Genomic DNA, 21,514 nt, shown 5'->3' with positions numbered 1-21,514 from the left:
GGCCAGAGGCAGGCCGGTGCTTGCAGGGGAACAAAAACGGATCAAATCTGTCCAATCGGAGGGAATCAGATGCCCCACAACAACGCCAATGCCCTGACGGACCGCCCCGACGTGCTGACCCGGCCAAAGCTGGAAGGGGGCCGTCGCTTCGTCATGCAGACCCCGTTCACCGCGGCAGGCGACCAGCCCACCGCCATCGCCGAACTCACCTCCGGCGTGCTGGCGGGCGAACGCGATCAGGTGCTGCTCGGCGCCACCGGCACGGGCAAGACCTTCACCATGGCCAAGGTGATCGAGGAAACCCAGCGCCCCGCCATCATCCTTGCCCCGAACAAGACGCTCGCCGCGCAATTATACGGGGAATTCAAGGGCTTCTTCCCCGACAACGCAGTGGAATACTTCGTTTCCTACTACGACTACTACCAGCCCGAGGCCTATGTCCCCCGCTCGGACACCTATATCGAGAAGGAATCCCAGATCAACGAACAGATCGACCGCATGCGCCACTCGGCCACGCGGGCGCTTCTGGAACGCGATGACGTGATCATCGTGGCCTCCGTCTCCTGCATCTACGGCATCGGCTCGGTGGAAACCTATTCCGCCATGACGCAGGACCTGATCACCGGGCAGATCTATGACCAGCGCAAGGTCATGGCCGAACTCGTGGCCCAGCAATACCGCCGCAACGATCAGGCCTTCGCCCGCGGCTCCTTCCGCGTGCGCGGCGACAGCCTGGAGGTCTGGCCCGCCCACCTCGAAGACCGCGCCTGGCGCTTTTCCTTCTTTGGCGAGGAACTGGAGTCGATCACCGAATTCGATCCGCTGACCGGCGCCAAGACCGACACGTTCAAGCAGATCCGCATCTACGCCAACAGCCACTACGTCACCCCGCGCCCGACGATGCAGCAGGCGATCAAGGGGATAAAGGCCGAACTCACCCTCCGCCTCGACCAGCTGGTGAAGGAAGGCAAACTGCTCGAGGCGCAGCGCCTTGAACAGCGCACGCAATTCGACCTCGAGATGCTGGAAGCCACCGGCGTCTGCAACGGGATCGAGAACTACTCCCGCTACCTGACGGGCCGCGCGCCGGGCGAACCGCCGCCCACGCTCTTCGAATTCATCCCCGACAACGCGATCGTCTTTGCCGATGAATCCCACGTCTCCGTCCCCCAGATCGGCGGCATGTATCGCGGCGACTACCGACGCAAGTTCACCTTGGCCGAACACGGGTTCCGCCTGCCCTCCTGCATGGACAACCGCCCCCTGAAATTCGAGGAATGGGATGCCATGCGCCCCCAATCCGTCTTCGTCTCGGCCACCCCCGCGGCGTGGGAGCTGGAACAGACCGGCGGCGTCTTCACCGAACAGGTCATCCGCCCCACCGGCCTGATCGACCCCGAGGTGGAAATCCGCCCCGTGGAGATGCAGGTCGATGACCTGCTGTCCGAAATCCGCATCGTGGCCCAGAAAGGCCTGCGCGTCCTCGTCACCACCCTGACCAAGCGCATGGCCGAGGACCTGACCGAATATTTCCACGAACAGGGCATCCGCATCCGTTACATGCACAGCGACATCGACACGATCGAACGGATCGAGATCCTGCGCGACCTCCGCCTCGGCGCCTTTGACGTGCTGGTGGGCATCAACCTGCTGCGCGAAGGGCTCGACATTCCCGAATGCGGGCTGGTGGCCATTCTGGATGCCGACAAGGAAGGCTTCCTGCGGTCGGAAACCTCGCTCATCCAGACCATCGGCCGCGCCGCGCGCAACGCCGAAGGCCGCGTCATCATGTATGCCGACCGCATCACCGGCTCCATGGAACGCGCCATCGCCGAAACCAATCGCCGCCGCGAAAAGCAGACGGCCTACAACCTCGAACACGGCATCACGCCCCAGACCGTGAAGAAGAATGTCGAGGATGTGCTGGCCGGCCTCTGGCAGGGCGATACCGACCAGTCCCGCGTCACCGCCAAGGTGGACAAACCCCTCGTCGGCTCCAACCTCGCCGCCCATCTGGATGCCCTCCGCGCCCAGATGCGCAAGGCGGCCGAGAACCTGGAATTCGAAGAGGCCGCCCGCCTGCGGGATGAGGTGAAGCGGCTCGAGGCCGTCGAGCTTGCCGTCGCCGACGATCCCCTCGCCCGCCAGTCTGCGGTGGAAGAGGCCGCCGAGGCGGCGGTGAAATCCTCCGGCCGCTCCACCGCGGGCCGCGCGGGCCAGCGCGGCGGGAACAAGCGCCGCCGCTAATGCGCGGCGGCGGGCCAATCCAGTAGCGCCGCCCCGCCCTCGACCCGGCCCCGCACCAGAACGCCCGGCCGCGTCACATCGGGAAAGCGCGCCGCCCAGTCGCGGTAGCGGTCATTGCTCACGACCCCCGTCGCCAGCTTGGCCGCATCATCCAGAAGCAGCGGATCGGCAGGCGATCCCTTCGGGGCAACCCGCACCTGCTTGGGCGACAGGCCGATGGCGCGCGACAGGTCGCGCGGATTCATGTAGCGATCCGCCACCTTGTAGCCCGCATTGGCATCGAACCAGACAAGCGGCGTCAGTCCCGCCTTGCGCACCTCGCCCACCACGGCGGAAACCGTGGTCAGCGACGGCGTCTCGTCCTGCCAGAACATCACGTTCGATCCGTCGATCACCACCCAGCGCCGCTGATCCACCGGGCGCTGCGGGCGCCGCCGCCGCCGCCTGCGGCGCATCTTGGGCAGGCGCGCCGCAAAGGCCGCCCGCATCCAGATCAGAAGCGCCGCCAGCGCCGTGACCGAAGACAAAAGGAACAGCGGCCCCGCAGCCTCATCCGCTTTCGGCATGCAATAGATCATGGCCGAAAAACACAGAAGAAGAAGGCGCGCGGGGGTTTGCATGGCACTCTGGCAGAAAAGGGACTGTTGCCAGTTTCGCCAGCAAACAAGGCAGCAGCATGGCAGCCGGGCGAAAATCCGCGGCTCCGGCCCTGAATTGTTTACCTTTTCAGCGCTTTCCACCCCCCGCCACGCCGCAGCGCCGCATCCCGCCCGGCCCGGCAACCCGGCCGAAAAACCGCCCCGGACAGCAGACCGCCCTTTGCCGAATCCCCCGCCTGCCGCATAAGGGGCCACAGGATCACGAGGCGCAGATGAACAAACCCTTTCTCGACCCCGCCCATCCCATGTTCCGCCAGGCCTGGGTGCGCTGGGTCACGGTGCTGGCACCGCTCGGCTGGGGCGGGTTCGAGCTTTGGCTGGGCAATGGCTTCTGGGCCATTCTCTTCGGCGCGGCGGGGGCCTATGCGGGCTGGAAGCTGATCCTGCAGAAACCGCCTCAGCCCTGAAGCGCCGCCGCCACCTCATCGGCCAGCGCCGCCACCTCGGCCCGCGCCGGGCCGCGGCCGGCCTCCATCGCGGCCAATCCCTGCCCCAAGGTCTCGGCATAGACGACCCGGTTGCCCAGCCGCGCCACGGCAAGTTTCGCCTTGTCTTCCGCGGCTTGCGCCACTTCCTCGGCCAGCCGCGTGCCCGCCTTCCAGCGGTTCAGCACCACCATCGCCGCCCGCCCCTCGCGCGCGATCAGGTCCAGCACCCCATCCGTCGCCCAGAGATCGACATGCGACGCCGCCACCGGGATCAGCACCAGATCCGCCTCGCGCAGGGCGGGCCGCAGGTCGGCATCCACCTTGGGCGGCGTGTCCACGATCACCAGGTCATTGATCTTGCGCAGTTTTTCGCATTCATAGGAAACCCCCCAGGCCGAGGCGGTGGAAAATTCCAGCCCCTCCACCCCCCGCGCCTCGCGGCGGGCCATGAACCAGCGGCCAAGGCTGCCCTGCGGATCGGTGTCCAGAAGCGCCACCCGCTGCCCGCGGCGCAGGAATTCCACGGCAAGGTTCACGGCCAGCGTGGTCTTGCCCGATCCGCCCTTCTGCTGCGCGATGGTGACGACATGGCCCATGGGATGCCCGCCTTTCCTTATGCTGCATTGCAGCATGAAAGGCGGGCGGCGTCAATGTGACCGAAAGCGCCGTGCCACAGCCGGTGCAGGCGCACAGTGCAGCAGGCGGTGCAGCCGCCATATGCGCGCCCCGCACGGCGCGGAAATCCCCCGTTAACCATGCCCCCGCGGCATCCGCCGCCTGAGGGGGCCACATCCCGCCCCTTGGCAAGCCGCACCGCGCGGCCTTAGGGTAACACCCCTGACCGCCGCTGCGGCGGCACCAAGAAGGACAGACCCATGCGCCTCCCCCGCCTTGCCGCGCTTCTCGCGCTCCTCACCCTCCCCGCCTGCGCCCCCCTCGTCATCGGCGGCGCCGGGGCCATCGTGGCGGATGAGGTGATCGAACAGGAACAGGGCGGGGATGGGTTGTTCTGAAGCGGAGCGGTGAAGGGAAGGCCCCCGCGTCCCGGGCCTGACCCGGCACCTCCCCCGCCCCCGCGCCACAGCCCGCCCGGGAGGCCCCGGTTCAAGCCCGGGGCGCGAGGAGGTAGGGCGGGGTTCACCCCGCCTTGGGCGGTGGACCCTCACGGATGGCGGGGTGAACCCCGCCCTACGACCTATGTTGGAAATCGCGGCCTGCAACTTCGGCGAAAATCTTCTGTTGATCAAAAACAAGTACCAAACCAAGTGCCGCTGCCAGAAGAAACGGAAACCCAAGAAGTCCCATTACCTCACTCGCTGAATGTACATTCCAGATTACCAAGAACAACAAGACGATGGCCGCCAATTCTGCATATCTCTGAACGTTGATATTTGCGAGCAGCAGAACAACAATGAACATCCAGGCTGACGGCAGCTTGAGAATGCCAAGACCCGCGTTACCCAGCGCGATGTTGACCAAGACCGAGGCCAAATAGAATACCGGGATCAGTGCCGCCAAAGATAGAGCACCACGGAAAGGGGTGGCCAACTCGCCTTTTCGCCAGAGCGGAAAAAGCGCAAGCGCAGCTATAAAGCCGGATAAAAGGTCCGGGACAAATGATACCGACGACTCGAAGAACCAAAGGAAATTCTTAGGAAAACGAAGGCTTCCAATCCCGCACGCGACTGTTAGCAGAGCAACGCCGCACCAACCCATCATCAATCGCGATCTAGCCATCACTCATCCATCTTCAACGCCGAAATAAACGCCTCCTGCGGGATCTCCACCTTGCCGAACTGGCGCATCCGCTTCTTCCCGGCCTTCTGCTTGTCCAACAGCTTCCGCTTCCGCGTCGCATCCCCGCCATAGCACTTCGCCGTCACGTCCTTGCGCATCGCCGACAGCGTCTCGCGCGCGATAACCCGCCCGCCGATGGCCGCCTGGATCGGGATCTTGAACATGTGGCGGGGGATCAGCTCCTTCAGCTTTTCCACCATCGCGCGGCCCCGCATCTCGGCCCGGTCGCGGTGGACCATCATGGAAAGCGCGTCCACCGGTTCCTCGTTCACAAGTATGGACATCTTCACCAGATGATCCTCGCGATATTCCGAAATCTGGTAATCGAAGCTCGCATAGCCCTTGGTCACCGATTTCAGCCGGTCATAGAAATCGAAGACCACTTCCGCCAGCGGCAGGTCATATTCCACCATGGCACGGCTGCCGGCATAGGTCAGGTTCAGCTGGATGCCGCGCCGGTCCTGGCACAGCTTCAGGATATCGCCGAGGTAGTCATCCGGCACCATGATCGTGGCCTTGATGCGCGGCTCCTCGATATGGTCGATATAGGTCAGGTCGGGCATGTCGGCGGGGTTGTGCAGGTCGCGCACCTCGCCATCCTTCATGTGCAGCTTGAAGACCACCGAAGGCGCGGTGGTGATCAGGTCAAGGTCATATTCCCGCTCCAGCCGGTCGCGGATCACCTCGAGGTGCAGAAGGCCAAGGAAACCGCAGCGAAACCCGAAGCCGAGCGCGGCAGAGGTTTCCATCTCATAGCTGAAAGACGCATCGTTCAGCGCCAGCTTCTCGATGGCATCCCTCAGCGCCTCGAAGTCATTGGCATCCACCGGGAAAAGGCCGCAGAAGACCACCGGCTGCGCGGGCTTGAACCCCGGCAGCGGCGTGTCGCAGCCCTTGCGCTCATGGGTGATCGTGTCGCCCACCCGCGTGTCGCGCACCTGCTTGATCGAGGCGGTGAGGACGCCGATCTCCCCCGGCCCAAGCTCCGCGATATCCACCATCTGCGGCTTCAGCACGGCCAGCTTGTCGATGCCATAGACGGCGCCGGTCTGCATCATCTTCACGCGGTCGCCCTTGCGGATGACGCCATCCATGACCCGGATCATGACGACGACGCCCAGATAGGCGTCATACCAGCTGTCCACCAGCATGGCCTTCAAGGGCGCGTCCCGGTCGCCCTTGGGGGCGGGCAGGCGGGTGACGATGGCCTCCAGCACATCGGGGATCCCCAGCCCGGTCTTGGCCGAGATCGGGATCGCGTCGCTGGCATCCAGACCGATCACATCCTCGATATTCTCCTTCACCCGGTCCGGGTCGGCGGCGGGCAGGTCGATCTTGTTCAGGACCGGCACGATCTCATGGCCCGCATCTATGGCCTGATAGACATTGGCCAGCGTCTGCGCCTCCACCCCCTGGCTTGCATCCACCACCAGCAAGGACCCTTCCACCGCGCGCATCGACCGGCTCACCTCATAGGCGAAATCCACATGGCCGGGCGTGTCGATCAGGTTCAGGATATAGGTCCGCCCATCCTTGGCCGGATATTCGATCCGCACGGTGTTCGCCTTGATGGTGATGCCGCGTTCGCGTTCGATATCCATGCTGTCCAGCATCTGCGCCTTCATGTCGCGCGCAGCCACCGTCCCGGTCATCTGGATGAGCCGGTCGGCGAGGGTGGATTTGCCGTGGTCGATATGCGCCACGATGGAGAAGTTGCGGATCTGGTCAAGCTGGGTCATGGCGCGCATATAGCCTGTCCCACAAGGCGCGGAAAGCCCCCGCAAAGCACAGTCCCGCCCCTTCATCTTGGCCCAAATACCCAAATCCCCGCCACCCCCCCGGAACGGCGGCCGGATCGGGGAAAAGGGGGGGTGCGGGGGGGCCGTTGCCCCCCCGCTCCGACAGGGTCATCCCCGCCGCGCGGCACGCGCATCGGCCAGCAGGCAAAGGATCTCGAACATCATCGTGGCCCCCACCAGCGCGGTGTTCCCCGACGGATCGAAGGGCGGGGCCACCTCCACCACATCCGCCCCGATCAGGTCCAGCCCGGCAAGCCCCCGCACCATCGCCTGCGCCTCATGCACGGTATATCCGCCCACTTCCGGCGTGCCGGTGCCGGGGCAGAAGGCAGGGTCGATCCCGTCCACGTCGAAGGTCAGGTAGGCAGGCCCCTGCCCCACCACCTGCCGCGCCCGCTCCACCACCCCCGCAACCCCCAGACGATAGACATCCTCGATGTAAAGCGTCGTCACCCCGGCGCTTTCCGCGAAATCATTCCCGTCGGGGGCATAGCGCGTGCCGCGGATGCCGATCTGCACCGTCCGCTTCGGGTCGATCAGCCCCTCTTCGATCCCGCGCCGGACATGGGTGCCATGGGTATAGCGGTGGCCGCCGAAATAGCTGTCATTGGTGTCGGAATGGGCGTCGAACTGGATCAGCCCCACCGGGCCGTCCTGCGCCAGCGCCCGCAGGATGGGCAGGGTGATCAGGTGATCGCCCCCCGCCGTCAGCGGCACCGCGCCCGCCGCCCGCAGCCCGGCATAATGCGCGGTGATCAGCTCCAGCGCCTGCCCGACCTCGATCGGGTTCATCGGCGCATCGCCCAGATCGGCCACCCGCGCCACCTCATAGGGCGAGCGCCGCGTGACATGGTGATAGGGGCGGATGAACATGCTCGCCTCGCGCAGCGCGCGGGGGCCGTGGCGCGCGCCCGCCCGGTTCGTCGTGCCGCCATCATAGGGCAGGCCCAGCAGCGCGATATCCACCGCCGCCGGATCCGCCAGCATCGGCAGGCGAAAGAAACTCACCGGCCCCGCATAGCGCGGCAGAGACGAGGATGAGGCCGGCCACCAGGTTTCGCGCATCTCTTCCCTGTCCCTTCCCAAGCAGAGCGGTTTCCCGCAGCCTTGCCCAGCCCCGCCCCCGGGACAAGCCCCCACAGCAGCCCCCCAGCACCGCGCCCTTGGAAAGCCCCGCCCTGCCCCTCCCGCCCAAGCGAAACGTGATGTCGCATTCCGCCCGCCGCGATTGAAAAGACCCGCACCTTCCGTCATATTGCCCCGCAGAAAAAGGATCGCGGCCGGGCCCCGCCCGCCACGCGGCAAGAGGCAGAGACATGAAGACATTCCTGATCGGGGCGGTTCTGGCTGCGCTGGCGCTTCCCGCCATGTCCCCCCGGGCCGAGGCCGGCCCCATCGAACGCGCCTGCCTGCGGTCGGATCGCGACGCCGCGAACCGCCGCCTCTGCGCCTGCATCCAGCAGGCCGCCGACATGACCCTGCGCAATTCCGACCAGCGCCGCGCCGCCGCCTTCTTCCGCGATCCCGACCGCGCCCATGACGCCTGGATGTCCCAGCGCGCGGCCGACGATGCCTTCTGGGAACGCTACAAGAATTTCGGCGCCACGGCCGAGGCCTACTGCGCCGGCTGACCTCGCCACCAGCCGCCCGACACAGCCCCCCCGGAACGGAAAACGCCCCGCCGATCCGGCGATCGGCGGGGCGTCCTGACTTGATTGATGAAGGGCGGTTCAGCCGTCGGTGCCGTGGCTGTGGCCGTGGCTGTGGTCATGGTCCATCATGCCGCCCTCTTCGGGTTTGCGCGCATTGTCCACCACGGCTTCCACCTGCACCTCGCCCGCCTTCTCGAAGGTCAGCGTCAGCGCGATGGCATCGCCATCCTTCAATTCCCGGGTCAGGCCCATCAGCATCACATGATCGCCGCCGCGCGCCAGGGCATGCATCTCGCCCGCCGGAATGGCAAAGCCTTCCTTAACCTCCAGCATCTGCATCACGCCATTGGCGTCTTCCTTGTGGGTGTGCAGCTCCACCCGTTCGGCCACATCGGAACTGGCCGCGACCAGACGGTCATCCTCGGCGGCATTGTTGTGGATCATGAAGAAGACGGCGCCCGACGCGCCGACAGAGCCCATGCTGCGGGCATAGATGTCGTGGATATGGATGCCTTCGGGATGGTCTTCTGCCGCCACCGGCAGCCCGAGGCAGATCGCCGCCAGCGCGGCGGCAAAGGTCATGCGAAACGTCATGGGTTCAGTCCTTGCTGTGATTGGTCCTGCTGTCGAAAGATCGTGGCGCGGGATCGCGCGCGCGCCGCGCGGTCTTCAGGCAGTCAGGGGCGGCCCCCGGGCCGCGGGCAAGGGCGGGGCCAGGCTTTCCGAAGGCCGCGCGATGACGGGGGCAAGCCGCTCTACCCGGGTTTCCGGCCTGAGCGGCGCCCCCGGCGCCGCAGGGCCGGTAGCCGCGGTCAGGACAAGGCATTCCGGGCAGTGATGCACCGGCGTAACAGGCTGCCCCTGGGCATCCAGCGTGATCACCTGCTCCACGCCCGGCGTGCCGCACAGCACCACCTGCATCGCCCCCTCGGCGCGCAACCGCTCGGCCATCGACAGGACCGAGGCCATGGCAAGGGCCAGGGCCAGGATCAGGCCGGTCAGGACAGAGCCAGGGCTGCGCGGCAGGGATGCAGTGGACATGCCCCCTGAATAGGCGATCGCGCGGCGGCGGAAAAGGGGCGTTTGGTCGCTCCCCCGCTGCCGCATCCCGCCGCACCATGACGAAAAACCCCGCAGCGACAGGCGCGGCGGGGCCATTCTCATGTCTCGGGCAAGGGATCAGGCGGCAGCCTGCGCCTTTGCGATCTCTTTCTTGATCTTCAGCGCGCCCGAGGACAGTTCCTCATCCTTGGCCTTGGCCAGGAAGGCATCCAGCCCGCCGCGATGATCGACCGAGCGCAGCGCCGCGGCCGAGATGCGCAGCTTGAACGACTGGCCCAGCACGTCCGAGATCAGCGTGACCTCGTTCAGGTTCGGCAGGAAGCGGCGACGCGACTTGTTGTTCGCGTGGCTCACGGTGTTGCCGGTCATCGGGCCCTTGCCCGTCAGTTCGCAGACGCGCGACATCGTCGTGTTCCTTCGTGTGTATACGGGGCTTGGCCCGAATAATTATGGCCCCCGAGTCACCCCGGGCGTCCGAATTCGATTGGGGGCGTATAGGCGGTCACCAGGCAGGCGTCAAGCGACCCTTGGGCGGAACAGCCCGGCCGGGACCCGATTTTTCGCAGAAAAATCGCCCACTCCCGATCCGATTTTTCTGCGAAAAATCGCGCTCCACCCGAAACGGATCGCCCCGCGCGGCCCGCGCCATCCCGCGCCTGGCACAGGCGCGCCACCGATTCCCCCCGCCCACCGGCCCGACCGGCAGGCGGGGATCAGGCCAGCCGGTCCAGCAGCCGCGCCGCCGCCGCTTCGGGGGTGAGGCTGCCTTCGGTGACCGCCTGCCCCAACCGCTCCAGCATCCCCCGCGCCGGTTCCTGCGCCAGCGCGGCCAGCAGGCCCTGGCGCACCTCTTCCTCGAACCAGTGCCGCGCCTGCGCCGCGCGCCGGGCCGCCCAATGCCCCCCGGCCTGCCGCCAGGCCGCCAGCGCCTGCATCTCGTCCCAGGCCGCGGCCAGCCCCTCCCGCTCTACCGCCGAGACGCAGATCGCCTTGGGAAACCCCTCCGGATCCTGCGGGCGGCGGCGCAGAAGGCGCAGCGCGCCCGCGTAATCCGCCATGGTGCGCAGCGCGGCGGGTTTCAGGTCGCCATCCGCCTTGTTCACCAGGATCAGGTCCGCCATCTCCATGATCCCGCGCTTGACGCCCTGCAACTCGTCGCCCCCGGCAGGGGCGAGCAGCAGCAGGAACAGGTCACAGAGTTCGGCCACCACCGTCTCGGACTGGCCCACGCCAACCGTCTCGATCAGCACCAGATCGAACCCCGCCGCCTCACACAGCGCCACCGCCTCGCGCGTGCGCCGCGCCACGCCGCCCATCTGCGCCTGGCTGGGCGAGGGCCGGATGAAGGCCAGCGGATCGCGCGAAAGCTGTTCCATCCGCGTCTTGTCACCCAGGATCGACCCGCCCGAACGGGCCGAGCTTGGGTCCACCGCCAGCACCGCCACCCGCTTGCCCTGCCCCGTCAGCATCAGGCCGAAGCTTTCGATGAAGGTGGATTTCCCCACCCCCGGCGTCCCCGACAGGCCAAGGCGCAGCGCCTGCCGCCCCCGCGCGGGGCTGCCCTCGGCGCGCAGCCGCGCCAGCAGGTCCAGCGCCTGCGCCCGATGGTCGGCCCGCCCGCTTTCCACCAGCGTGATCGCCCGCGCCAGCGCCCGCCGCTCGCCCGCCGCTACGCCCTCGGCCAGCGCCGCCACATCCGTTGCCCGTGCCGTCATGTCCGTCTCCGGTCGCTTTGTCCCTGTCTAGCGCGAGAGCGCTGCCGGATGCCAGTGCGGGCAGGCCGCGCGACGATCCCTGTCGCACCCGGCTTGCCCATCCCCCCACCTCCCCCCGATAAACACCGCATGACCGACTCGCTTCCCCCCGACGCCCTGCCCCCCGACGCCTTGCCCATCGACGAGGCCCTGCCCGACCTCCGCGCCGCCATCGCCGCGCGCGGCATGGCCGTGCTGCAGGCCCCCCCCGGCGCGGGCAAGACGACGCGCGTGCCGCTGGACCTGCTGGCCTCTGGCCTGATCACGGGCCGCATCGTGATGCTGGAACCCCGCCGCCTTGCCGCCCGCGCCGCCGCCGAACGCATGGCCGAAACGCTGGGCGAATCCGTGGGCGCCACCGTCGGCTACCGCATCCGGGGCGAGGCAAAGGTCAGCCGCTCCACCCGCATCGAAGTGGTGACCGAAGGCATCCTGACACGCATGATCCAGTCCGACCCCTCGCTCGACGGCGTGGGCGCGGTGATCTTCGACGAATTCCACGAACGCAGCCTCAACGGCGACCTCGGCCTTGCGCTCTGCCTCGAAATCCGCGCCGCGCTGCGCGAGGACCTGATCCTTCTGCCCATGTCCGCCACACTGGACGCTGCCCCCGTCGCCCGCCTTCTGGGCGACGCGCCCCTCATCACCTCGGAAGGCCGCGCCTTCCCGGTGGAAACCCGCTGGCTTCCCCGCCCGCCCGACGCGTCCCTGCGTTACGAGGCGGCGGTTGCCAACCTGATCCGTCAGGCGCTGGAGGAAACGACCGAAGGCGGCATCCTGGCCTTCCTGCCCGGCGAAGGCGAAATCCGGCGGGTGGAGGCGGCCCTGGGGACCCTGCCGCAGGGCGTGACCGTCAAGCCCCTCTTCGGCGCGATGGACTTCGCCGCCCAGCGCGCAGCACTTGCCCCCGTTCCCGGCAGGAAGATCGTCCTTGCCACCTCCATCGCCGAAACCTCGCTCACCATCCCCGACATCCGCGTGGTTGTGGATGGCGGCCGCGCCCGCCGCGCGCGCTTCGACGCGCCCTCCGGCATGTCGCGCCTGATCACCGAACGCGTCACCAGGGCCGAGGCCGAACAGCGCCGCGGCCGCGCGGGCCGCGTCGCCCCCGGCACCTGCTACCGCCTCTGGACGAGAGGAGAGGAAGGCGGCCTCTCCCCCTTCCCCCCGGCCGAGATCGAAGCGGCGGACCTCACCCCCCTCGCCCTCGAACTCGCCCTCTGGGGCAGCGCCAACCTGCCCTTCCTCACGCCCCCCCACGCGGGTGTGCTGGCCGAGGCGCGCGCGCTGCTCGCCGACCTCGGCGCGCTGGATGACGGGGGCCGCATCACCGATCACGGGCGCAGGCTGGCGGCCCTGCCCCTGCATCCCCGCCTCGGCCACATGCTGGCCGTTGCGGGGCCAGGGGCCGCCCCCCTCGCCGCCCTTCTGGCCGAACGCGACCCACTGCGCGGCGAACCGCCCGACCTGCTGCACCGCCTGAAGGCCATCGACCGCCCCCCGCCACAGGCCCACCGCCCCACCCTCGACCGCATCCGGGACGAGGCGAAGCGCCTTGCCCGTGCGATCCCTGAAGGCGCGCGTGACGACCTCTCCCCCGCGCAGATGGCCGCCCTCGCCTATCCCGACCGGATCGGCCTGCGCCGCAAGGGCGACGCGCCGCGCTGGGTGCTGTCGGGCGGCAAGGGCGCGGCGATGGCCGCAGGCCTGCCCCTCTCCGGCGCGCGCCTGATCGTCGCCACCGACCTCGACGGCGACCCGCGCGAGGCGACCATCCGGCAGGCCGTGGCGATCACGGAAGCCGAACTCCGCGCCCTCTTCGCCCCGCGCATCCGCTGGCACGATCTCTGCGAATGGTCCCGGCGCGAGGGGCGCGTGCTGGCCCGCCGTCAGGAACGGCTCGGCGCGCTGGTGCTGGACGACCGCACATGGCCCGACGCGCCGCAAGAGGCCGTCGCGCGTGCCGCGCTGGACGGCCTGCGCCAGATCGGCCTGCCCTGGACGCCCGCCGCCCGCCGCTTCCGCGCCCGCGTGGAACTGGCGCGCGGCACGGGTGACACCTTCCCCGACATGACCGATGCCGCGCTGATGAACAGCCTCGACGACTGGCTTCTCCCGCATATGGGCCGCGCACGCACCGAAGCCGACCTGCGCGCGCTGGACGTGACGGAGGCCCTGCGCGCCCTGCTGTCCTGGGATCAGACCCAGATGCTGGACCGCATCGCGCCGCCGCATTTCGAAACCCCGCTCGGCCGCCGCGTCCCGATCGATTACGAAGGCGAGGCCCCCTCGATCGAGATCCGCCTGCAGGAACTCTTCGGCGTGACGGTCCATCCCGTCGTGGGGGCAGACCGCAAGCCGCTCCGGATCACGCTCCTGTCGCCCGGCCAGCGCCCGGTGCAGGTGACGATGGACCTGCCGCGCTTCTGGGCCACCTCCTATGCCGATGTCCGCAAGGACATGCGCGGCCAGTATCCAAGGCATCCCTGGCCCGAAGACCCGACCGAGGCCGAACCCACCCTCCGCGCCAAGCCCCGCGGCACCTGAAAGAAACGATTTTTCTGCGAAAAATCTGAAGGGGCCCCGCGGGCGGGGCCTGAATTTTCGCAGAAAATTCGTTGGCCCCGGACCCCGCTGAAATGCGGCGAAACGAAACGTCAACGCCGCCCCCTTCCGCCGCGCGGGCGAAGGCTCTAATCCTGCGCCAAACCTCAAGGAGCGCCCGATGTCCGATCCCCGAACTGCATGGCGCGGCCGCTGGGCCGTGGCGGCGATGTTCCTTGCCAACGGCTTCACCATGGGGGCCTGGGCCCCGCAAATCCCGCTTTTGCTGCCGCGCCATGACATTTCCGAATTCACGCTCGGCCTCCTCATCCTCGCGCTGGGCCTCGGCGCAGTCAGCGCCATGCTGTTTGCCGGTCGCCTGATCGCGCGCTACGGCTCGCAAAAGGTGCTGCGCGCCTTCGCGCTCTCCATCGTGCCGGTCCTGCCTGCCGTGGTCTTCTCGCCCTCGCTCTGGCTGCTGACGCCCGCGATGATGCTTCTGGGCGCGCTGATCGGCTGCATGGATGTGGCGATGAACGCCTCGGCGGTGGCGGTCGAACGCAAGCTCGGCCGCGCCATCATGTCCTCGTCGCATGGATTCTGGAGCCTTGGCGGTTTCTTCGGCGGCGCGCTCGGCGGCTGGCTCATCGCCCATTGGGGGGCCGAGGGGCAGGCCCTCTGGGCCGCCACCGTGGCGGCGGTGATGGTGATCGCGGCCATGCCCTTTGTCCTGCCCGACCCGCCCCATATCCATCCCGAAGGATCTGAGGCGCCCAGGACCGCGCTGATCCCGCGCGATCCGGCGATCTGGCTGCTGGGCATCCTCGCGCTGTTCTCGATGGTGCCGGAAGGGGCCGTGCTGGATTGGGCCGCGCTCTACCTGCAACAGGAACTGGGCTCCGACGTGGCGCGGTCGGGTCTGGCCTTCGCCTTCTTCTCGGGCGCGATGGCGATCATGCGCTTTGCGGGCGACGGGGTGCGCAACCGCTTTGGCGCGGTGCGGACGCTGCGCTGGTCGGGGCTGATCGCGGCGGCGGGGATGCTGGGGGGCGCGCTGGCGCCCACCGATCTGATCGCCGTGGCAAGCTTCGCCGTCTCGGGCCTTGGCGTGGCGAACATGGTGCCCATCATGTTCTCGGCCGCCGGCAACCACCCCGGCCTCGCCCCCGGCGCGGGCATCGCCGCCGTTACCATGTTCGGCTATTCCGGCATCCTTGTCGCGCCCTCGACCATCGGCTTCGTCGCCGAATATGTGGGCTTCCGCTTCACCTATGGCGCCCTCGCGCTGCTGCTGATCTTCGTGGCGCTGATGGCGGGGCGGACGGCGGCGGCGGACGGGCTGCATCCGGTGGAAGCGGGGGGGACACCGGCGGCCAAAGCCGCGAAGTGACGGGGGCCGCGCGGCCCCCGCCCCCGCCCGATCAACCGCCCCCCCTCAACCACCCATGTAATCGCCCTTGCCCAATTCCACCCCGTTATGGCGCAGGATGTTGTAGGCGGTCGCGATGTGGAAATAGAACTGCGGCAGGGAATAGAGGTTCAGGAAGGCCTCGCCCTTCATCGTGACCTCGTTCCCCCGGATCCTGATGCGGATCTCCCGCCCCTCTGCCCCGTCATAGCGGGCAGGATCGAAGCCCGCGATATAGCCCCGCGCCGCCGCGATGCGGGCCTGCAATTCGGCAAAGCTCGTCTCGGTATCGGGGAATGACTTCGGCTCCTCTCCCGCCAGCCGCGCACAGGCCCGCGCCGCGAAATCGCAGGCAAGCTGCACCTGCCGCAGGAAGGGGAACATGTCGGGAAACAGCCGGAAGGTCAGCATCGCCTCGGGCTTGATGCCCCTGGCCTCGCAATGCGCCTCGGCCTTGGTGAGGATCTTCGACAGATTGGCAAGAAAGCGGTCATAGACCGCGACGGAACGGTGATGCATGAAAGTCCCCCTGCTGAACGGCCCGACCCTCGGCCCGACCCTCGGCCCGACCCTCGGCCCGACCCTCGGCCCGGCGCCCTGCCCTGTCAATCATCTTCCTCCCCGGTCAGGTGGCCATCCTCCGGGTTCCAGCGCCCGGCGGCTGCCGGATCGTGATGCCGCCAATCCGCCAGCAGGGCAGCACGCGGCCTGGGCAAGGCGGCGCCGACCTCGGGCGCGGCGATGGCGTCGATCCGGAAGGTGCGGAAATCCTGCCGCAGGGTGCAGAAGGCCAGCAGACAGCTTCCATGATGGGTCAGGCCCGCGGGCCAGACCACGCGCTCCGTCCGCGCGCCATCGGCGGCGGTATAGACAAAGCGCAGGGCCCGCTCTTCGTGCAGGGCCGTCAGCACGGCCGCGCGAACCGGGCTTCCCGGGCGGCCATCCGGGCCCATGACGGGCGGCAGAAGCGTCAAGTCCCCGCCGGCAAGGGCAGCGCGGCGGCCCCTCTCTGCAGGCGAAAGCGACTCCATCACCTGATGCAGGATCTCTGCCGCATCACCCGGCATGGAACGGCTGTGGCCATGCTGGCGGATCGCGCGCAGCGCGAAGATGAGCGTCGTCAGTTCTTCTGCCGAAAGATCGAGGACGATGCGTTCCGCCTTGCCCGTCCAGACCAGATGGTTGCGCCCGATGAACCCCATCGGCGTTCCCGCCGCGATCCAGCCGCGCATCTCGGCCCGCAGGTCCCGCCGCCTTGTCCCGAAGGCCCGGCAAAGCCGCCGGGTCAGGCGCAGGGTCCCCGCATGGGACAGAAGCCCGGTCAGGAGGTGACGCCGAAGGGCAACATCGGCGGGAAAGAGCGGCGATGACATGGCAACACTCGCAACACAAATGGGGCGCGCGCGGCGGCCCGCATGGCCGCCGCGCGCGACAGGATCATAGCCCCAGACACCAGCGCATGACGGCCTTCTGCGCGTGCAGGCGGTTCTCGGCCTCGTCGAAGATCACCGAATGCGGGCCGTCCATCACCGCGCTCGTCGCCTCGTCATTGCGGTGCGCGGGCAGGCAATGCATGAACAGGCTGTCGGGCTTTGCCCGGCTCATCAGCTGTTCGTTCACCTGATAGGGGCGCAGCTGGTTGTGCCGCCGCTCCTTGGCCGATTCCGGGTCATGCATCGACACCCATGTATCGGTCACGACAAGATCCGCTCCTTCCACCGCCGTGAAGGGATCGCGCTGGATCGTCACCTTCGACCCCTTCTCGCGGGCGAACTGAACGAACTTCTCCTCCGGGTCCAGCGTCTCCGGCCCGGTGAAGGTGAAGTCGAACCCGAACTGCCCCGCCGCATGCAGGAAGGAGGCGCAGACATTGTTGCCATCCCCGCACCAGACCACCTTCCTGCCCGCGATGGGGCCGCGATGTTCCTCATAGGTCATCACATCGGCCATGATCTGGCAGGGATGGGTGCGGTTGGTCAGCCCGTTGATCACCGGCACCGTGGCATGTTCCGCCATCTCCAGCAGCGTCGCCTCCTCGAAGGTGCGGATCATGATCAGGTCCACATAGCGCGACAGCACCCGCGCCGTGTCGGCGATCGTCTCGCCATGGCCCAGCTGCATCTCCTTGCCGGAAAGCACCATCGTCTCGCCGCCCATCTGGCGCACGCCCACGTCGAAGGAGACGCGCGTGCGGGTCGAGGGCTTTTCGAAGATCAGCGCGACCATGCGGCCTTTCAGCGGCGTGTCATCATCGGGTGATCCCTTGGGGCGGCCGTTGCGCGCTGTCTTCATCGCATGGGCAGAGTCGATCATGGACCGCAACTCGGCGGCGTCGGTCTTGTGGATATCAAGGAAGTGCTTCATGTCATTTCGCTTTTCTGGGGTGGAGGCCCCGGGGGCAGTCTGCCCCCGGACCCCCTGAGGGTATTTTCACCAAGACGAAGGGGCGGGTTCGAATTCCATCACCAGCACGGGATCGCCATCCTCGCAAGGCAGGATCCCGCGCGGGGCAAAGCCCGCTCGTCGGTAGGCGCGGACGGCGCGTTCGTTGTCGGGGCTGGGGTCGATGACCACCGCCGTCGCGCCTTCGGCCACAAGTTCGGCGCAGCGCTGCCGCAGATAGCGGCCGGCATGCCCCCGGCCCAGAAAGGCCGGATCGCCAAGGAACGTGTCCACCGCCCGCGCGCCTGCGGGGAAGGCCGCATATTGCGGCGCGCCCCAGTGATGCGCGGGATAATCCTGCACATAGGCGAAGGGCTGGCCCTCCAGCGCCACCAGCCGCATGTCGGTGGGGCCCCCGTGGCCATTGGTGTCGATATCCTCCTCGATCAGGGCGATCTCCTCCTCCGGGTCGCCCCACCATGCGCGCACATGGGGCTGGGCCAGCCAGCCCCGCATCAGGGGATAATCCGCGCGGGTCAGGCGCGGGAAAGTATAGGTCTCATGCCGCATCGGCCTTCACCCGGCTTGCCGCCCGGTCCAGCCGGGCCAGCGCCTCGGCGATATCTTCATCCGCGATGTTCAGCGCAGGCAGCAGCCGGATCACGTTATCCGCCGCGGGCACCGTCAGCAGATGTTCCGCATAGGCGGCCTTGACCACATCGGTATTCGTGGCCTTGCATTTCAGCCCCAGCATCAGCCCCTGCCCCCGCACGCCCTCGAACACCTCGGGGTGCGAGGCGACAAGCCCCTCCAGCCCCTGCCGGAACCGCGCGCCCTTCGCCCCCACAGCATCGAGGAAGCCGTCCTCCGCCACGATCTCCACCACCTTCGCGCCCACCGCGCAGCCCAGAGGGTTGCCGCCATAGGTAGACCCATGGCTGCCCGCCGTCATGCCCACCGCCGCGCCCTCGGTCGCCAGCACCGCGCCCAAGGGGAAGCCCCCGCCGATGCCCTTGGCCACCATCATGATGTCGGGCGTCACGCCTGCCCATTCATGCGCGAACAGCTTGCCCGTCCGGCCCATGCCGCATTGCACCTCGTCGAAGACCAGCAGCGCCCCGGTCGCGTCGCAAAGGTCGCGCAGGCCCTTCAGGCAGGCATCGGGCAGGGTGCGGATGCCGCCCTCGCCCTGGATCGGCTCGATCATCACCGCCGCCGTCCGGTCGGTGACAGCCGCCCGCAGCGCGTCATGGTCGCCGAATTTCAGATGGGTGAAGCCCGGCATCAGCGGGCCGAAGCCCTTGACCATCTTCTCCGCCCCCGCCGCCGCGATGGCCCCCGTCGACCGCCCGTGGAACGACCCCTCGAAGGTGACGATCTCCACCCGCTCCGGCTGGCCCTTCTCGTACCAGTATTTGCGCACCATCTTGATCGCCAGTTCCGCAGCCTCCGTCCCCGAATTGGTGAAGAAGACGGTGTCGGCGAAGGTGTTCTCGACCAGCAGCTCCGCCAGCCGCTCCTGTTCCGGAATGCGGTAGAGGTTCGACACATGCCACAGCCTGCCCGCCTGTTCCGTCAGCGTGGCCACCAAGGCCGGATGGGCATGGCCCAGCGCGTTCACCGCGATCCCGGCCCCCAGATCGAGGTATCGCGTCCCGTCCTCTGCCGTAAGCCAGGAGCCTTCGCCCTTGGTAAAGGCAAGGGGCGCGCGATTGTAGGTCGGCAGGACGGCAGGGATCATGGGATATGTCCTTGAAAGCGAAGCCCTAGCCGTAATGGCCGGGCGGGGGGGGTGTCAACTTGGGAAGGCGGCCCGCTGCGGCGCGGGCAAGGCAGAGCGTCCGGCGCGGGTCAGCGTCGGCGTCGGGGCAGCGCGAAGGGGCGGGTCCGATGGCTCATGCGGCTTCCCTAGCGCAGGTTGGCGCGAAAGGAAAGCCCGGGCTTGCCCCCTGCAGCGCTTGATCTTGCCGCGCGCCGCTTGTATCCCGTGCCGTCCCGTCTAGAATGGCGGGGAATGTTCCACCAAAGGGGTTGCCATGTCCTGGACCGATGAGCGCGTCGAGACGCTCAAGCGCATGTGGGCCGAAGGCCAGTCGGCCTCGCAGATCGCCAAGGAACTGGGCGGCGTCACGCGCAATGCCGTGATCGGCAAGGTGCATCGCCTCGGTCTGTCGAACCGCGTCGCGGGCGGCAAGGACGAGGATGAGGACAGCCCCGCCACCGCCGCGCCCGCCGCCACCGCCACGGCCAGCCCCCGGGCCGAGCCGCGCCCCGAACCCGCCGCAAGGGCCGAACCCGCCCCGAGCCGGGGCGCAGACCGCCCGGCCCCGGCCGCCGCGCCCTCGAACGTGACGCCGCTGCCGATCCGCAAGGCCATCGTCCCCGCAGGCCAGCCGCTGCCGCCGCAACCCTCGGCCAACGAGATCAGCCCCGAAGCCCTGGCCTCGGTGCGCGAGGTGGAAAAGCGCGCGCGTCGCCTGACGCTGATGGAACTGACCGAACGCACCTGCAAATGGCCCATCGGCGATCCGGCAACGGATGACTTCTGGTTCTGCGGCCTGCCCTCGCTGCCGGGCAAGCCCTATTGCGAGGCGCATGTCGGCGTGGCCTTCCAGCCGATGAGCGCGCGCCGCGACCGCCGCCGCTGATCCGCAGCCCAGCCCGGGCAATCCGGCCCGAAACTCCCGCGCCTTGGCGATCCTTCCCCGAAGGATCGCCTGATTTTTCGCGAGACAAAATCGCCCCCCCCGCGCCCGTTCACCCCGCCCCGCGCGCCCAGGCCTTCAGGCACAGCATCTCCACCGCGATGATCGCCGCGGCGGTCGATGTCATCTCGGCATGATCAAAGGGCGGCGAGACTTCCACCACATCCATGCCGGTGAAATCCAGCCCCTTCATCGCCCGCAGGATCGACAAGGCCTGATGCGAGGTCAGCCCCCCGGGCACCGGCGTCCCCGTCCCCGGCGCGGTGGAGGGGTCAAGGCAATCAATGTCGAAGGTCAGGTAGGACGGCCCGTCGCCCAGCACATCGCGGATCACCGCCGCCACCTCTTCCGCCGGCATGTCATGCACCCGGTCGGCATGCAGGATCGTCATGCCATGCGTCTCTTCGCCGTGGAAACAGGTCCGGATCCCCACCTGCACCACGCGTTCGGGATCCAGGATCCCGTCGCGCACCGCATAGTAGAACATCGACCCATGGTCGATGCGCCCGCCCGCATCCTGTTCCACGTCGCGATGGGCATCGAACTGCACCATCCCCATCGGCCCGAATTTTGCGGCATGGGCTTTCAGCGTCGGATAGGTGGTGAAATGGTCCCCGCCCAGGTTCAGCGTCGCCGCCCCCGCCGCCAGAATCCCCGCCACATGCGCCTCGATGGCGGCGGGCACCTCCATCGGCTCGCCCCAGTCGAAGGCGCAATCGCCATAGTCGATGCAGGCCAGCGTGTCGAAAGGATCAAAGCGCCAGGGCCAGATCGGCCCCCAGGCATGGGGCGCACTCGCCCGCCGTATCGCCTCCGGCCCCAGCCGCGCGCCCGGGCGGTTGCTGACCGAGGTGTCGAAGGGGATGCCGCTGATGGCCACATCCACCCCGGTCAGATCCTTGCTGTATTTCCGGCGGAAGAAACTCTGCGCGCCGGACCATGAATTCTCGATCAGCGACCCTTTCAACCGCGTCCGCGTGAAGGCCGCATCCGTCAGCGCCTCGCCCACATCCTTGCCCATGTCACCCTCTCCCTGATCTCAAGCCGCCCGCCCCACGAAATTTCTGCGAAATTTCG

22 protein-coding genes are annotated in these 21,514 nt (G+C 68.0%); 7 read left to right on the top strand and 15 right to left on the bottom strand.

What is annotated here, in order from left to right; all coding sequences use genetic code 11:
• The first annotated feature begins 69 nt into the window (after window positions 1–69).
• The gene (gene uvrB, locus G5V65_RS13320) at window positions 70–2,247 is read left to right on the top strand and encodes an excinuclease ABC subunit UvrB (protein WP_165050913.1); all 2,178 of its coding nucleotides are present in this window, start codon (window positions 70–72) and stop codon (window positions 2,245–2,247) included.
• Here the strand turns inward: uvrB and G5V65_RS13315 are convergent.
• Window positions 2,244–2,813, bottom strand: coding sequence for an NYN domain-containing protein (locus G5V65_RS13315; RefSeq protein ID WP_165050911.1), 570 nt, complete (start codon window positions 2,811–2,813; stop codon window positions 2,244–2,246). The two genes, uvrB and G5V65_RS13315, sit on opposite strands and share 4 nt — an antisense overlap.
• Before the next feature lie 305 nt (window positions 2,814–3,118).
• On the opposite strand from G5V65_RS13315, the gene G5V65_RS13310 reads away from it, so the two are divergent.
• Window positions 3,119–3,313, top strand: a complete 195-nt coding sequence (locus tag G5V65_RS13310; protein WP_165050908.1) for a hypothetical protein — start codon at window positions 3,119–3,121, stop codon at window positions 3,311–3,313.
• On the opposite strand, the gene parA is transcribed toward G5V65_RS13310, so the two are convergent.
• Window positions 3,304–3,930 (bottom strand): ParA family partition ATPase, encoded by a 627-nt coding sequence (gene parA / locus G5V65_RS13305; RefSeq protein ID WP_165050906.1) that lies wholly within the window; start codon window positions 3,928–3,930, stop codon window positions 3,304–3,306. The two genes, G5V65_RS13310 and parA, sit on opposite strands and share 10 nt — an antisense overlap.
• Before the next feature lie 279 nt (window positions 3,931–4,209).
• On the opposite strand from parA, the gene G5V65_RS13300 reads away from it, so the two are divergent.
• The gene (locus G5V65_RS13300) at window positions 4,210–4,347 is read left to right on the top strand and encodes a hypothetical protein (RefSeq protein WP_165050904.1); all 138 of its coding nucleotides are present in this window, start codon (window positions 4,210–4,212) and stop codon (window positions 4,345–4,347) included.
• A 175-nt stretch (window positions 4,348–4,522) separates the two neighbouring features.
• On the opposite strand, the gene G5V65_RS13295 is transcribed toward G5V65_RS13300, so the two are convergent.
• From G5V65_RS13295 to speB (G5V65_RS13285), 3 genes are all read right to left on the bottom strand, one after another.
• The gene (locus G5V65_RS13295; protein ID WP_165050902.1) at window positions 4,523–5,071 is read right to left on the bottom strand and encodes a hypothetical protein; all 549 of its coding nucleotides are present in this window, start codon (window positions 5,069–5,071) and stop codon (window positions 4,523–4,525) included.
• On the bottom strand, window positions 5,071–6,870 hold the full coding sequence (gene lepA, locus G5V65_RS13290; protein ID WP_165050900.1) for a translation elongation factor 4: 1,800 nt from the start codon (window positions 6,868–6,870) through the stop codon (window positions 5,071–5,073). Before lepA ends, G5V65_RS13295 begins: the two co-directional genes overlap by 1 nt.
• A gap of 168 nt (window positions 6,871–7,038) precedes the next feature.
• On the bottom strand, window positions 7,039–7,995 hold the full coding sequence (gene speB, locus G5V65_RS13285) for an agmatinase (protein ID WP_165050898.1): 957 nt from the start codon (window positions 7,993–7,995) through the stop codon (window positions 7,039–7,041).
• Between the two features lie 251 nt (window positions 7,996–8,246).
• Here speB (G5V65_RS13285) and G5V65_RS13280 point away from each other — a divergent pair, with 251 nt between their 5' ends.
• Window positions 8,247–8,561, top strand: coding sequence for a hypothetical protein (locus tag G5V65_RS13280; protein ID WP_165050895.1), 315 nt, complete (start codon window positions 8,247–8,249; stop codon window positions 8,559–8,561).
• Between the two features lie 99 nt (window positions 8,562–8,660).
• Here G5V65_RS13280 and G5V65_RS13275 read toward each other — a convergent pair whose 3' ends face one another.
• The 4 genes from G5V65_RS13275 to meaB form a co-directional block, all read right to left on the bottom strand.
• Complete coding sequence (locus G5V65_RS13275; RefSeq protein ID WP_165050893.1) at window positions 8,661–9,176, bottom strand: copper chaperone PCu(A)C; 516 nt, start codon at window positions 9,174–9,176, stop codon at window positions 8,661–8,663.
• Between the two features lie 75 nt (window positions 9,177–9,251).
• Window positions 9,252–9,623 (bottom strand): hypothetical protein, encoded by a 372-nt coding sequence (locus G5V65_RS13270; protein WP_165050891.1) that lies wholly within the window; start codon window positions 9,621–9,623, stop codon window positions 9,252–9,254.
• A 138-nt stretch (window positions 9,624–9,761) separates the two neighbouring features.
• Window positions 9,762–10,049 (bottom strand): 50S ribosomal protein L28, encoded by a 288-nt coding sequence (gene rpmB / locus G5V65_RS13265; RefSeq protein WP_165050889.1) that lies wholly within the window; start codon window positions 10,047–10,049, stop codon window positions 9,762–9,764.
• Between the two features lie 308 nt (window positions 10,050–10,357).
• Window positions 10,358–11,359, bottom strand: a complete 1,002-nt coding sequence (gene meaB / locus G5V65_RS13260; protein ID WP_165050887.1) for a methylmalonyl Co-A mutase-associated GTPase MeaB — start codon at window positions 11,357–11,359, stop codon at window positions 10,358–10,360.
• Window positions 11,360–11,488: 129 nt separating this feature from the next.
• Between meaB and hrpB the strand changes: the two genes are divergently transcribed.
• Together hrpB and G5V65_RS13250 are read left to right on the top strand one after the other, a co-directional pair.
• The gene (hrpB, locus tag G5V65_RS13255) at window positions 11,489–13,945 is read left to right on the top strand and encodes an ATP-dependent helicase HrpB (protein WP_165050885.1); all 2,457 of its coding nucleotides are present in this window, start codon (window positions 11,489–11,491) and stop codon (window positions 13,943–13,945) included.
• A gap of 178 nt (window positions 13,946–14,123) precedes the next feature.
• Complete coding sequence (locus G5V65_RS13250; protein WP_165050883.1) at window positions 14,124–15,332, top strand: MFS transporter; 1,209 nt, start codon at window positions 14,124–14,126, stop codon at window positions 15,330–15,332.
• A 45-nt stretch (window positions 15,333–15,377) separates the two neighbouring features.
• Here the strand turns inward: G5V65_RS13250 and G5V65_RS13245 are convergent, their stop codons facing one another.
• The 5 genes from G5V65_RS13245 to G5V65_RS13225 all read right to left on the bottom strand — a co-directional run bounded on the left by G5V65_RS13245 (window position 15,378) and on the right by G5V65_RS13225 (window position 19,473).
• A complete protein-coding gene (locus G5V65_RS13245) occupies window positions 15,378–15,869 on the bottom strand; it encodes a DUF1993 domain-containing protein (RefSeq protein ID WP_165050881.1) in 492 nt (163 codons plus the stop codon).
• A gap of 86 nt (window positions 15,870–15,955) precedes the next feature.
• On the bottom strand, window positions 15,956–16,723 hold the full coding sequence (locus tag G5V65_RS13240) for a helix-turn-helix transcriptional regulator (protein ID WP_165050879.1): 768 nt from the start codon (window positions 16,721–16,723) through the stop codon (window positions 15,956–15,958).
• A gap of 64 nt (window positions 16,724–16,787) precedes the next feature.
• On the bottom strand, window positions 16,788–17,714 hold the full coding sequence (gene argF, locus G5V65_RS13235) for an ornithine carbamoyltransferase (protein ID WP_165050876.1): 927 nt from the start codon (window positions 17,712–17,714) through the stop codon (window positions 16,788–16,790).
• 66 nt (window positions 17,715–17,780) lie between these two features.
• A complete protein-coding gene (locus tag G5V65_RS13230; protein ID WP_165050874.1) occupies window positions 17,781–18,302 on the bottom strand; it encodes a GNAT family N-acetyltransferase in 522 nt (173 codons plus the stop codon).
• The gene (locus tag G5V65_RS13225; RefSeq protein WP_165050871.1) at window positions 18,292–19,473 is read right to left on the bottom strand and encodes an aspartate aminotransferase family protein; all 1,182 of its coding nucleotides are present in this window, start codon (window positions 19,471–19,473) and stop codon (window positions 18,292–18,294) included. Before G5V65_RS13225 ends, G5V65_RS13230 begins: the two co-directional genes overlap by 11 nt.
• Window positions 19,474–19,768: 295 nt before the next feature.
• On the opposite strand from G5V65_RS13225, the gene G5V65_RS13220 reads away from it, so the two are divergent.
• The gene (locus G5V65_RS13220) at window positions 19,769–20,380 is read left to right on the top strand and encodes a GcrA family cell cycle regulator (protein WP_165050869.1); all 612 of its coding nucleotides are present in this window, start codon (window positions 19,769–19,771) and stop codon (window positions 20,378–20,380) included.
• Window positions 20,381–20,489: 109 nt separating this feature from the next.
• On the opposite strand, the gene speB (G5V65_RS13215) is transcribed toward G5V65_RS13220, so the two are convergent.
• Complete coding sequence (gene speB / locus G5V65_RS13215; RefSeq protein WP_165050867.1) at window positions 20,490–21,458, bottom strand: agmatinase; 969 nt, start codon at window positions 21,456–21,458, stop codon at window positions 20,490–20,492.
• Between the last annotated feature and the right edge of the window lie 56 nt (window positions 21,459–21,514).

The sequence above is a fragment of the Paragemmobacter kunshanensis genome (assembly GCF_011059185.1).
Taxonomy (GTDB): domain Bacteria; phylum Pseudomonadota; class Alphaproteobacteria; order Rhodobacterales; family Rhodobacteraceae; genus Paragemmobacter; species Paragemmobacter kunshanensis.
The sequence above is the reverse complement of the archived record's forward strand: the minus strand, read 5'-3'. Positions and strand labels throughout refer to the sequence as shown.